Raw genomic sequence first — 12,520 nt, forward strand, 5'->3', positions numbered from 1 at the left:
ACCCGGCGCAACGATTACCTATTTTGAAGGCGTTCAGGCATGAAGATCACGGTCGTGGGTACCGGTTACGTGGGGTTGGTGTCGGGGGCGTGCCTGGCCGACATGGGCAACGACGTCATGTGTCTGGACGTGGACGCGGCGAAGATCGCCCTCCTGCGCCAGGGCGGCATTCCCATCTACGAGCCGGGCCTCGAAGACCTGGTGCGCCGCAACGTGCAGGCGGGCCGCCTGCATTTCACCGACGACGTCGCGCAGAGCGTGGCCTTTGGCGACGTGCAGTTCATCGCCGTCGGCACCCCGCCCGGCGAGGACGGTTCGGCCGACCTGAAGTACGTGCTGGCCGCCGCCCAGAACATCGCGCGCCACATGACGTCGCGCAAGCTGATCGTGGACAAGTCCACCGTGCCGGTGGGTACCGCCGACAAGGTGCGTGACGTGGTGGCGCGTGAACTGGCCGCGCGTGGCGTGGACATTCCGTTCAGCGTGGCGTCCAACCCCGAATTCCTGAAGGAAGGCGCGGCCATCAACGACTTCATGAGCCCGGACCGGGTCGTGGTCGGCGCGGACGACGACTACACCATCGGCGTCATGCGCCGCATCTACGAGCCCTTCCAGCGCACCCACGACCGCCTGATGGTCATGGACGTGCGCTCGGCCGAGCTGACCAAGTACGCCGCCAACGCCATGCTGGCCACGCGCATTTCCTTCATGAACGAAATGGCGAACCTGGCTGAAGCCCTGGGCGCGGATATCGAGCAAGTACGCCGCGGCATCGGCGCCGACCCGCGCATCGGCTATCACTTCCTGTACCCCGGCGCGGGCTACGGCGGCTCCTGCTTCCCCAAGGACGTGCAGGCGCTGGTCAACACCGCTGCCGAGAACGCCTTGCCCATGCGCGTCATCGAGGCCGCCGAGGCTGCCAACCACGCGCAGAAATTCCGCCTGTCCGAAAAACTGGTGGCGCGTTTCGGCGAAGACCTCAAGGGCCGCAAGATCGCGCTATGGGGCCTGTCCTTCAAGCCCAATACCGATGACATGCGCGAAGCGCCCAGCCTGACCGTCATCGCCGAACTGACGCGCCGCGGTGCCGAGGTGCGCGCCTATGACCCCGTCGCCATGCACGAGGCCGCGCGCGCGCTGGCCGGCAAGCCCGGCATCAGCTTCGCCACCGACATGTACGACGCGCTGGACGGCGCTGACGCGCTCCTGATCGCGACCGAATGGAAGGTCTTCCGCGCGCCCGATTTCGACCGCGTCAAAGCCCTGCTCAAGACCCCGCTCATCATCGACGGACGTAACCTCTATACGCCCGCGGACGTGCGCGGCCTGGGCTTCGAGTACTCGGGCATCGGCCGCGCATGAGAATCCTGCAGCTGAACTTCGAGAAGGGGTGGCGCGGCGGCGAACGGCAGACGCTGTACTGCATGCGCGCATTCCGCAAGGCCGGCCACGACGTCGAAGTGATGTGCCGCGAAGGCGCGCCGCTGGCTGAGCGCGCGCGCCAGGAGGGTTTCGTGGCCCATACCTGCCGCAACGTGCCCGGACAGCTGGCCTTCCTGGCTGGCGCAGGCCGCTACGACATCGTCCACGCGCAGACCGCCAACACCATCACCTGGGCGGTCCTGACCAAATGGCTGCACCGCCGGCCGGTGGCTTTTTCCCGCCGCACGTCCTTCGTGGTCAAGCCCGGCGATGAATGGAAGACCGGCTTCAAATGGCGCCACGCCGACCTGTTTGTGGCGATCAGCGAGATGGCCGCGGGCGAACCGCGCCGCCTGGGGATCGAGCCCGTCATCATCCGCAGCGCCGTCGAGCCGCACCAGATCGACGCCGAGAATGTCGCCCGGCTGGTGCGCGAATTCGACCTGACCGGCAAGAAGGTCATGGCCACGTCGGCCGCGCTGATCCGCGACAAGGATCCGGTCACGCTGGTGCGCGCCGTGGCCGAATTGGCCAAGACGCGCCGCGACTTCGTGTTCCTGCACTTCGGCGCCGGCGGCGACCGCGAGCAGCAGGCCAAGGACGAGGCGCGCAAGCTCGGCATCGAGGACGTCTATCGCTTTGCAGGCTTTCGCAAGGGCGTGGAAGATTTCTACAGCATCCTCGACGTGTTCGTCATGAGCTCCGAGGAAGAGGCCCTGGGCAGCAGCGTGCTGGACGCCTTCCTGCAACGCGTGCCAGTGGTGTCCACCGATGCCGGCGGCCTGAAGGAAAGCCTGGCCGACGGACGCGGCGTGCTGTGCGCCGTGGGCGATTTCCAGGCCATGGCGCAGGGCATGGCGCGTTGCCTGGACGACGCGGCCTTCCGCCAGGAAGTCACCGAACGCGCCTATGCTTACGTGCGCGACGAGCACGACGTGCAGAAAATGGGCAACCGCTACCTGGCGCAGTTCGAGCGCCTGCTCGCCCGCCGCTGATCCGCCGCGCGTCAGGTCCGCAGATCTATCCGGGTCTCGAACTTGGCGCGATGCACCGAGAAGAAGGTGCGCACGTTGCGCACATTGGCCTGCGCGGTAAAGGCCCGGTGCACCAGCGCGTGATAAGCCGGCATGTCCTTCACCTGTGCGATGACCACGAAATCCGGCCCCGGCGACACCCGGTAGCACTGCAGCACCGCGGGTTCGGTCAGCATGCTCTGCTCGAACGCGTCCAGGCTTTCAGCCGCCTGCACGTCCAGGGTGATCTCCACGATCGCCGTCAGCGTGCTGCCCAGTTTTTCCGCCGACAGGATCGCCACCTGCCTGTCTATCACCCCTTCGTCCACCAACCGGCGGACCCGCCGCAGGCAGGTCGGGGGCGAGGCATGCACGCGTTGCGCCAGCTCCTGGTTGGTCAGCGAACTGTCTTCTTGTAACTGTTCAAGAATGCGCCGGTCCAGATCGTCCAGCTCTGGCAGGGAAATCTGTGCGTTTTGCATGATTAATTTCAAAAAAATGATTTTGAAGAAATATTATTTAATCACAATCATGTAAGGGAATTAACTTCCATTTTTATCAGTATAAAGAAATCAAATTTCTTGCGGGGACGAGCACAATGCGTCGGTACACGAACTTACCGGAGCACTCTCCTATGTGCGGCATTGTTGGCGCCGTCGCCCAGCGCGACATCACCCCGATCCTCGTCGAAGGCCTCAAGCGCCTTGAATATCGCGGCTACGACTCCTGCGGCGTCGCCGTCTACGCCGACGGCCATCTGCGCCGCACGCGCAGCACGCAACGCGTGGCCGAACTGGCCGAACAGGTTGCGCAGGACAAGGTCAGCGGCTTCACCGGTATCGCCCACACCCGCTGGGCCACGCACGGCGTGCCGGCCACCCACAACGCCCACCCGCACTTCTCGCGCCTGGGCAACGACGAGCCGCGCATCGCGCTGGTCCACAACGGCATCATCGAGAACCACGACGAACTGCGCGCCGAGCTGCAGGCCGTGGGCTACGTCTTCGAAAGCCAGACCGACACCGAAGTGATCGCGCACCTGGTCAACCACCTGTATGCCGGCGACCTGTTCGAAGCCGTGCAGAACGCCGTGCGCCGCCTGCATGGCGCCTACGCCATCGCCGTGTTCTGCCGCGACGAGCCGCACCGCGTGGTCGGCGCGCGCCAAGGCTCGCCGCTGGTCGTGGGCGTGGGCCAGAACGAGAACTTCCTGGCTTCCGACGCGCTGGCCCTGGCCGGCACCACCGACCAGATCATCTACCTGGAAGACGGCGACGTCGTCGACCTGCAGCTCTCGCGCGTCTGGATCGTGGACGCCAACGGCAAGAACGTGGACCGCGAAGTCCACACCGTGCACGTGCATACCGGCGCGGCCGAACTCGGCCCCTACCGCCACTACATGCAGAAGGAAATCTTCGAACAGCCGCGCGCCGTCGGCGACACGCTGCAGGACATCGAAGCCATCACGCCCGAACTGTTCGGCGACCAGGCCTACAAGATCTTCAAGGACGTCGATTCCCTGCTGATCCTGGCCTGCGGCACCAGCTACTACGCCGGCCTGACCGCCAAGTACTGGATCGAGTCCATCGCCAAGATCCCGGTGGCGGTGGAAATCGCCAGCGAGTACCGCTACCGCGACAGCGTGCCCAACCCGCGCTCGCTGGTGGTCACCATCTCGCAGTCCGGCGAAACCGCCGACACCCTGGCCGCCCTCAAGCACGCCCGCTCGCTGGGCATGGAAAACACGCTGACCATCTGCAACGTGTCCACCAGCGCCATGGTGCGCGAGTGCAAGCTGTCGTACATCACGCGCGCCGGCGTCGAGATCGGCGTGGCGTCCACCAAGGCCTTCACCACCCAGCTCACCGCCCTGTTCCTGCTGACCCTGGCGCTGGCGCAGGTGCGCGGCCATCTGAGCGAAGAGCAGGAAGCCGAACACCTGAAGGCGCTGCGCCACCTGCCCGTGGCCATCGGCTCGGTGCTGGCCCTGGAGCCGCAGATCATGGCCTGGGCCGACCGCTTCGCGTCCAAGGAAAATGCCCTGTTCCTGGGCCGCGGCATGCACTACCCGATCGCCCTGGAAGGCGCGCTCAAGCTCAAGGAAATCAGCTACATCCACGCCGAGGCCTACCCGGCCGGCGAACTCAAGCACGGCCCGCTGGCCCTGGTGACCGAGCACATGCCCGTGGTCACCATCGCGCCCAAGGACGAGCTGCTGGAAAAGCTGAAGTCCAACATGCAGGAAGTGCGCGCCCGCGGCGGCGAGCTGTATGTCTTCGCCGACGCCGACAGCAAGATCCAGAGCGCCGAAGGCATGCACGTGATCCGCATGCCGGAGCACTACGGCAAGCTCTCGCCCATCCTGCACACCATCCCGCTGCAGCTGCTGTCGTACCACACGGCGTGCGCGCGGGGCACGGACGTGGACAAGCCGCGTAACCTGGCCAAGAGCGTGACGGTAGAGTAAGGCCGGACAATCGCAGCCGTATCGAGCAAAAGCCCACCCGCCCGGTGGGCTTTTTGCTTTTTGGGCGGCTCGTGTGCGAATACTTACTTGTGCTGCGGACGGGCGTCAGTCTTTGTTATTTCTGAATAATGACTGTAGCCAGGCTGTTTTTGAATATGACATTGCGCCGGCCATTAATAAATAACCCCGCGCCGACATTATGTTTTTTAATTTTGGTTAAACCGGACCAAGAAAAACCCTTTTATATATTTGCTAACAACCTCAATGACGGGTCATGTTGCGGTTTATGTAATGAATGTAATTATTTGAGGGATTTCCCTGGGTTTATTGCGACGAATTCGACTTACTTGCACAGCAATAAAAATATTTAGAAAGAATTTCGCTGTTTGCTACCTATACGATTCGTTGGCTCGCCGCTTGGCACGTCTGATCAAGTATCGAGCTGTAAATATTCTTAAGCAATACGCCCGCCCGAACCGGGGCAAACATATTCGATTCTGCATCGATCTCGTGCCCCCGGGTGTCAATTTCTAGTGTCTCCGACACGACGAAAACAGTGAGGTCCCCCGTGGTAAAGAGAATCGCAGTGTGTGGCCTTGGATATGTCGGCCTGCCCGTAGCCGTCGCATTTTCCAAGCGCTTTGATGTCATCGGCTTTGATGTGGACAAGCGGAGAATCGCACGGCTGAAAGAGGGTGATGACTGGACCGGCGAGATCGAACGCGACGTGTTGCTGGCCTCCCCGATGCAGTTCACCGACCAGATTTCGGAACTGGAAGGCTGCGATTTCTTCGTCGTGGCCGTTCCGACCCCCGTCGACGAAAAGAACAACCCGGATTTTTCGCTGCTGGTGCGCGCCTGCCGCTCGATCGGCCCCGTGCTGCGTCCCGGCTGCATCGTGGTTTTTGAATCCACCGTCCATCCCGGCGCCACCGAGGAAATCTGCGGACCGGAGCTGGAGAAAGTGTCCGGCCTGCGCTGCGGCGTCGATTTCAAGCTGGGCTACAGCCCCGAGCGGATCAATCCGGGCGACCGCGAGCATCCGCTGGAGAAGATCGTCAAGATCGTGTCCGGCCAGGACGAGGAATCGCTGGAGGTCATTGCCGGCGTATACGAGAAGATCATCGACGCCGGCGTGCACCGCGCCTCCTCCATCAAGGTCGCCGAGGCGGCGAAGGTGCTGGAGAACACCCAGCGCGACATCAACATCGCGCTGATGAACGAAATGTCGAAGATCTGCGATCTGGTCGGCATCCGCACCTCGGAAGTGCTGGCAGCCGCCGGCACCAAGTGGAACTTCCTCAAGTTCTCGCCCGGCCTGGTGGGCGGACACTGCATCGGCGTCGATCCGTACTACCTGACGTCCAAGGCGCAGGAGCTCGGCTATCACCCCGAAGTCATCCTGTCGGGCCGCCGCATCAATGACGGCATGGCCAGCCATGTGGCTTCGCGCGTGGTTCAGACCCTGGCCCGCAACGGCCGCCTCAATGCCACGACCCGCGTCGGCATCCTGGGCATGACGTTCAAGGAAAACGTGCCCGACATCCGCAACTCCAAGGTGGTCGATCTCTACAACGCCCTGGGCGAATACGGCATCACTCCTGTCGCCTGCGACCCGATGGTCGACCCGGAACAGATGGAGCACGAGTACGGCATCAAGCTCGTGGAACGCGACCAGTTCCGCGACATGGACGTGCTGATCCTGGCGGTGCCGCACCGCGAAACCATGGACTCCATCTGGGACGACCTGCCCACGCTGGTCAAGAGCGGCGGCATGGTGTGCGACCTGAAGTCCGTGCTGGACAGCAAACGGCTTCAGTCCGACCTCCTGTACTGGACTCTTTAAGTTCAGGCTCACTATCGATCACTAGAGGAGAGCCTCCGAATGGCTGCTTTTACCACCGCTCCGATTGGAACCTGCCGCATCCATACGCCGCTGCGCGATGCCGTGGGCCGCTACCCGATCAAGCTGCAACTCGGGCGCAACTACGGTTTCGTGCACACCAGCGCCGAGGCGCTGCAGCAGGCGCGATTCATGTTTGGCCAGGGCGACATTCCTGCCGACGTCCAGCGCGTGATCTTCCGGCCTTCGAATGGCGAGCAGGCGCGCAAAGGCGCCCACAAGCCGGCTGACCTCTACGTGGTCGAACTGTCTTCGCGCAAGCTGCTGACCATAGACGGCTACCCGATACAGTCCAACTACCTGGTGCGCTACTTCAGCGAGTTCTTCGCCGACCGCACGCGCACCCGGATGTTCTGGTCCATGGCCCACGCCGACCGTCTGGCCGAGCGCCGTGCGCTGCTGGACCAGGAGCCGGTCTTCAAGGCGCTCACGCCGGACGACCGCAATCTGCTCGCCCGTATCGTCAAGCGCGACCAGACGGATGAGGAGATCGAGCAGGAAATGAACCAGCTGGTCGATCTGCTGGGCCGCGACAAAGTGGTGTTTGTCACGCACGTCAATGCCATGACGCCGGACAACGCGCCCATCGAGCAACGCCAGCAACTGATCGCCGCGGTGCTCGTCAGCGCGCAGCGCATCGGCGTGCCTTGCTACGACCCGACGCCGCTGATGAACAAGATCGGCCAGTCCGAGGCCATGGAAAATGGCGGATTGGACCTGACCCACTACACGCCGGCTTTCGCCGAGCGCCTGTGCGCAGAGTGGTTCAAGACCTACATGCGTCCGCGCCTGGATGCGTCGACGACGCAGCCCTCCGCGCCCAAGCTTTCCGCCGACGAAAGCGCCGATCGCATCGAGAAGCTCTGGGATTCGGGCGAACTGCGCGAAGCCTCGCGCCGCGTGCGCGAGGTGCTGCGCCGCCATCCCGGCCTGCCCGACCACACGCTGCTGTTTGCGCGCATCCAGGAAGAACTGGGCGACTACGAAGGATCGTTGGCGCTCTTGGGCAGCGCCGACGGCGCGGTGGCGTCCGGCAGCAAGGCAGAGCAGATCCTGATGCGCAACCAGTTCAAGCTGGGACGCCATGACGTGGCGTACTCGCTGGCTGCCGGCTTGCTGGGCGATGAGATCGAAACCCCCGAAATCGTGCGCATTGCGGCGATTTCCGCGGGCCAATTGGGTTATGTGGACGAGACCCTGGGCAACTGGAAGCAGCTGTTCCGCATCTCTTCCCCGGAAGACGCGGTCGCGGTGGAAGCCGCCGACACCGTGCTCGCGCTGCTGCAGGCCAGCGGTGACATGGAATCCGCCATACGCTGGATCCACGAGGTCCGCGCGGCCATGCCTGCGTACGGGCGCGGCTTCGCCATGCTGTGGCGCGACCGGCTGCTGGCCGGCGATCGCGCCGGACTGCGCAACCTGGCGTCCGAATCGCCCGCGCTCAATGATGTCGACGCGCTGGAGCTGGTCAAGGAAGCTTCGTGGCGCGGCGGCATCATGGCCGCCGCCACGCTGGCGGTTTCGTGCAAGCTGGCAAGCAGCGAGCAGGAAGATATCGTCGCCTGGCTGAATTCGCAGTCGCAAGCCTGGGCCGAGGAAGGCAACCGCGCGCTGGAAGAAGGACGCCTGCGCGATGCCGCGGAGCGCATCTGCGCGCACCGCCTGCTGACTCCCGATGCGCTGGCCGGCGTGCGCGCCCAGCGCGCCTTCGAGCGCGCGATGCGCCTGGGCGTGCGGGCCGCGCTGGTGGCGGGCAATCACAAGGAAGTCATCGACCTTACCGACATCGCGCTGGACAGCCAGATCGATTTCCCGGAGCTGCATGCCATGCGCGGCCGCGCGGCCGATGCGCTGGGCGACAAGAAGACCGCCATGCGGCACCTCGAGCAGGCTGCCGCCGGCGAGTCCGCCTCGTTCAGCACCCAGCTGCATTTTGCGCGAGTGGCCTTCCACGGCGGCTGGTATGGCGAGGCCATCGACGCCTACAAGACCGTGCTCGACCATGCCGGCGCGGACCAGGGCGCCAAGGACGAAGCGCAGCGCCAGCTGGGCAGGCTTGGACCCCGCGCCATCCGCGGCGCGCGGGAGATTCTTTCCTCCGGCGATCACCAGGCGGCCTGGAATCTGCTGGAGCGCGTCGCGCAGTCCTGGCCCGGCATGTCGGAAGTCGACCATGAAAAGCGGCGCATCATCGCCGTGCTGTACGCCGAAGCGCGTGCGCTGGATTCGGCCAGCACGACCGAACGCCTGGCGTTGGGCGAGCGCATCCTGAAGCTGGTTCCGGAAGATCCCATCGGCTTGCGCCTGGCCGCCGTGGGCGCCATGCGCCTGCATCGCTTCGAACAGGCCCTGCCGTACTGGCGCAAGCTGCAGGAACGTTCCGAGAATCCGGCGCAGTTCGATCACTACATCGAACGCTGCCTCGTGTGGATCGAGAAGATCAACCGGAGGAAGGCAGCATGAATCCCCCATTGACTACCGAGCGAGCGGAGGCTGCATCCGATCTGCAAGCGGTGCAAGCCCGGTTGGAAGAGATCGTCACGGCGTCGGTGCGGGTTCAAGTCGCCCAGGAAAACCTGCCCCGCGCCCAGGAATTGGCGCGCGACCACATGGCCGATTCCAAGGTCCGCTTCCTGCTGCTCAGGCTGAAGGAGGCGGCGGGCCTGAACGAAGGCATGGCCGAGCAGTGGGCCACGCTGTTGCAAGAGTGCCCGGACGATTTCCTGATCGTGCGCTACTGCGCGACTCGGTTGGTGAAGGAACGCAAGATCGATGAGGCCTTGGCCTTGGTCGATCATCATCTTCCGCCCTCGACGCAGAACCCCAATCGCTTGTTCGCGCGGGCCAAGCTGCTGAGCGACATCCGTGCGCACGAGCAGTCCGACGAACTCTTTCGCCGGCTGATTTCCGAGAACACCGATCGCAACATGCGCGTCGAGTTCGCCAAGCGCCTGCGCAAGCGCGGGTTGCTGGCCGACGCGTTCGATGCGATCGCGCCCGTCATGAAGCACCTGACGCCCGGCAGCAAGGCGGCGGAGCTGGCCAACGACCTGGCCAGCGACTACGCCTTCTACCAACGCTTCGAATCGGAAGAAGGGCTGGTGGGCAAGGATGTCAGGATCGTGTCGATGAAGCATGCGATCCTGCACTTCCGCGACCGCAAGATCGTGGATCAGTCGGCGGAGAAGCCGGTGTCGGTCGCGCTGGTGACGGGCAGCCTCGGGCCCGGCGGCGCCGAGCGCCAGCTGACGCGGCTTGCGGGCGAACTGACACGCCTGGCCGAGTGCCCCGAGCGCCGGCCGGCCGACGTGATCATGATGCCGAAGAAAGTCGAAGTCATGGTCAAGCAGCACACCGAGCCAGCGGGCTCCACCAAGAAGCAGGGGCTGGATTTCTTCCTGCCGGTGCTGGTGAAGGCACAGATCCCGGTCACGGAAATCAACAAGCTGCCAGCCGTTTCGGTGTCTCATCAATCCGTGCCCGAAGGCAGCCTGAGCCGTCTGCTGGAGCAGTTGCCGCCTCCGGTGCACTACGGCGTGACCCGGCTTACGCCTGTGCTGCGGGAGAACCCGTTCGACGTGGTGAGCCTGTGGCAGGACGGGACCTGCCTGTTCGGCGCGCTGGCCGCGCTGCTGGCCGGCGCTCCGACCATACATCTGGTCTTCCGCGGACTGCCGCCGAACATCCGCAAGGACCGCTTCCGCGAGGAATATCCCGAGCTCTACCAGGCCCTGGCCCAGGTGCCGGGGGTGGTTTTCGTCAGCAACAGCTGCAAGGCCGCGGAAGCCTATTCGGAATGGCTGGGCATCCCGATCACGCGCTTTCACATCCTGTACAACGGCGTGCCCGATCTGTCGACGGACGCCTCGGCCGTGGATGAGGAAAAGTGGAAAGCCTTCCAGGAAAGCACGAACGATGCCACCGAGACGATAGGCGGCGTGTTCCGCCTGGAGCCGGACAAGCGGCCACAGCTATGGATCAAGCTGGCGGCGATGTACCTGAAGGACAGGCCGCAGGCGCGCTTCGTCATCGTCGGCGACGGACGCCTGCGCGAGAACATCGAGGCCTTGGCTGAAGAGCTGAGCGTGACGGACAGATTGTTGCTGGTCGGTCTATCCAACCACGTGGGCTATTGGTATTCGCAAATGGATGCCAGCGTCCTGCTGTCGCGCTACGAAGGCTTGCCCAACGTGCTGATCGAAGCCCAGTTGGTGGGTGTGCCGGTGATCTCGACTCCCGCTGGCGGCGCCGGCGAGTGCTTTGTGGAGAACGAGACCGGCCACCTGCTCAGCTGCGTCGATCACCCGGACCTGCACGAGGCATGCGAGAAAGTCGCGTCCATGGTGGACCAGGTGCGCAGCAACGAGCAGCTGAGGGACCACAGCCGTCACCGGGCGCAGAAGCTGTTCTCGCTCGATGCCATGCTGACCAAGTTCATGGGCCTGTGCATGCCCGTGGTGTCCGAGAACGACGAACGCATGGATATCGAGCCCATGCGCCTGATGCAAGCCTGATTGGCGTCCAACCGATCAAGCTGCGCAAACGAAAGGATCTTATGCATATGTACGTCCCGGGTTCAGGGCTGCGGCGCAAAGCAGCCCTGACCATGGTGGTTCTTGCCACGCTGACTCTCGCGGGGTGCCAGCTGCCCCGTTCCGGCCCGATGCTGAGCGAAATGACGGGCGCGCACTATGACAAGGACGTCATCGTGATGCCCGTGTCGCGCGAACTGGTGCAGGCCAGCCGGGTGCCCGACGTGGCCGACTTTCCCGTGCGCTACCGCGATCTCACGCAGGCCGGATTCGACCGCCTGGTTCCCGGTGACGGCATCAACGTGAAGGTATGGGAGCGCGGCGGGCTGGGCGTGTTCGCGGCGGATCCGTCCGGCGTGAGCGACCTGGGAAACCAGGAGATAGACCCGGCGGGGAATGTGAGCTTCCCAATTCTGGGCAAGTTCCATGCCGCCAACATGACCCTGGCGCAGTTGCATGACGCCGTTGTCGCGCGCCTGGCCAGGCTCGTCGTGGGCGCCGACGTCAGCGTGACGCGCGCCGCGGATGCGCGCGGCCAGATGGTGACGGTGCAGGGCAACCTGACCAAGCCCGGCATGTATCCCATCACCCAGACCTCGCAGCGCCTGAGCAGCGCGCTGGCCCAGGCCGCGCCGGTGCAGACGAACCCCGAGCAGCTCGTCATCAGCCTGCGCCGCGACAACCAGGTGGCGTCGGTGCGGCTGTCGGATATCTACCGCAACCAGAACAACGACATCCTGCTGCGCGCGGGCGATGTCATCACCGCCTATGACTCGAAAGAGTACCTGACCGTGCTGGGCGCCGCCGGCACCCAGGGGCGCGTGGCCATCAGCAAGCGCAACTACAGCGTGCTGGATGCGCTGGCGGATTCCCGCGGCCTGGACGACAAGCTGGCGGATCCGCGTTCCGTGTTCCTGTTCACGCCCGCCAAGGCTGGCGCCGAGGGCAAGCCGGATCTGTTGCCGGTGGTCTACCAGTTCGATCTGACGCGTCCGGAGCAAGTGGCGCTGGCGCGAGAATTCACCGTGCAGGAAGGCCAGGCCATCTATATTTCGGATGCGCCGTTCACGCAGGTGCAGAAGGTGTTGTCCGCGTTCCGCGTCACGATGAGCGCCGGCTTCAGCGCCACGCGCGCCATTGACAGCGATTCGGGCGGCTCGTCCGGCATAAGCCAATAGCGTGT

The 12,520-nt window shown here is 64.2% G+C and carries 8 protein-coding genes; 7 read left to right on the forward strand and 1 reads right to left on the reverse strand.

Features of this window, described 5'->3' with window-relative positions; translation table 11 throughout:
- The first annotated feature begins 39 nt into the window (after positions 1-39).
- Both NGK62_RS12675 and NGK62_RS12680 read left to right on the forward strand, forming a co-directional pair.
- Positions 40-1,362 (forward strand): UDP-glucose dehydrogenase family protein, encoded by a 1,323-nt coding sequence (locus NGK62_RS12675; protein ID WP_054455429.1) that lies wholly within the window; start codon positions 40-42, stop codon positions 1,360-1,362.
- The gene (locus NGK62_RS12680; RefSeq protein WP_251878537.1) at positions 1,359-2,417 is read left to right on the forward strand and encodes a glycosyltransferase family 4 protein; all 1,059 of its coding nucleotides are present in this window, start codon (positions 1,359-1,361) and stop codon (positions 2,415-2,417) included. The genes NGK62_RS12675 and NGK62_RS12680 overlap by 4 nt, the downstream gene beginning before the upstream one ends.
- An 11-nt stretch (positions 2,418-2,428) precedes the next feature.
- Here NGK62_RS12680 and NGK62_RS12685 read toward each other — a convergent pair whose 3' ends face one another.
- Positions 2,429-2,917, reverse strand: coding sequence for an Lrp/AsnC family transcriptional regulator (locus tag NGK62_RS12685; protein WP_118932270.1), 489 nt, complete (start codon positions 2,915-2,917; stop codon positions 2,429-2,431).
- Positions 2,918-3,069: 152 nt separating this feature from the next.
- Here NGK62_RS12685 and glmS point away from each other — a divergent pair, with 152 nt between their 5' ends.
- The 5 genes from glmS to NGK62_RS12710 all read left to right on the forward strand — a co-directional run bounded on the left by glmS (position 3,070) and on the right by NGK62_RS12710 (position 12,515).
- Entirely contained in the window at positions 3,070-4,902 is a 1,833-nt protein-coding gene (glmS, locus tag NGK62_RS12690; protein WP_118932271.1) for a glutamine--fructose-6-phosphate transaminase (isomerizing), read from the forward strand.
- A 586-nt stretch (positions 4,903-5,488) separates the two neighbouring features.
- Positions 5,489-6,748, forward strand: a complete 1,260-nt coding sequence (locus tag NGK62_RS12695; protein ID WP_118932272.1) for a nucleotide sugar dehydrogenase — start codon at positions 5,489-5,491, stop codon at positions 6,746-6,748.
- A gap of 39 nt (positions 6,749-6,787) precedes the next feature.
- Positions 6,788-9,268, forward strand: a complete 2,481-nt coding sequence (locus NGK62_RS12700) for a hypothetical protein (protein WP_118932273.1) — start codon at positions 6,788-6,790, stop codon at positions 9,266-9,268.
- Positions 9,265-11,319 carry a glycosyltransferase gene (locus NGK62_RS12705; protein ID WP_059376913.1) on the forward strand — a complete coding sequence of 685 codons (2,055 nt, stop codon included), beginning with the start codon at positions 9,265-9,267 and terminating at the stop codon, positions 11,317-11,319. Before NGK62_RS12700 ends, NGK62_RS12705 begins: the two co-directional genes overlap by 4 nt.
- 41 nt (positions 11,320-11,360) lie before the next feature.
- On the forward strand, positions 11,361-12,515 hold the full coding sequence (locus NGK62_RS12710) for a polysaccharide biosynthesis/export family protein (protein WP_251878539.1): 1,155 nt from the start codon (positions 11,361-11,363) through the stop codon (positions 12,513-12,515).
- Positions 12,516-12,520 lie beyond the last annotated feature (5 nt).

This window comes from Achromobacter sp. Marseille-Q4954 (assembly GCF_943737025.1).
Taxonomy (GTDB): Bacteria; Pseudomonadota; Gammaproteobacteria; order Burkholderiales; family Burkholderiaceae_B; genus Achromobacter; species Achromobacter bronchisepticus_A.

Coding starts and splice junctions, on each gene's coding strand:
- NGK62_RS12675 (WP_054455429.1), top strand. CDS start 40: ATGAAGATCACGGTCGTGGGTACCGGTTACGTGGGGTTGGTGTCGGGG.
- NGK62_RS12680 (WP_251878537.1), top strand. CDS start 1,359: ATGAGAATCCTGCAGCTGAACTTCGAGAAGGGGTGGCGCGGCGGCGAA.
- NGK62_RS12685 (WP_118932270.1), bottom strand. CDS start 2,917: ATGCAAAACGCACAGATTTCCCTGCCAGAGCTGGACGATCTGGACCGG.
- glmS (WP_118932271.1), top strand. CDS start 3,070: ATGTGCGGCATTGTTGGCGCCGTCGCCCAGCGCGACATCACCCCGATC.
- NGK62_RS12700 (WP_118932273.1), top strand. CDS start 6,788: ATGGCTGCTTTTACCACCGCTCCGATTGGAACCTGCCGCATCCATACG.
- NGK62_RS12705 (WP_059376913.1), top strand. CDS start 9,265: ATGAATCCCCCATTGACTACCGAGCGAGCGGAGGCTGCATCCGATCTG.
- NGK62_RS12710 (WP_251878539.1), top strand. CDS start 11,361: ATGCATATGTACGTCCCGGGTTCAGGGCTGCGGCGCAAAGCAGCCCTG.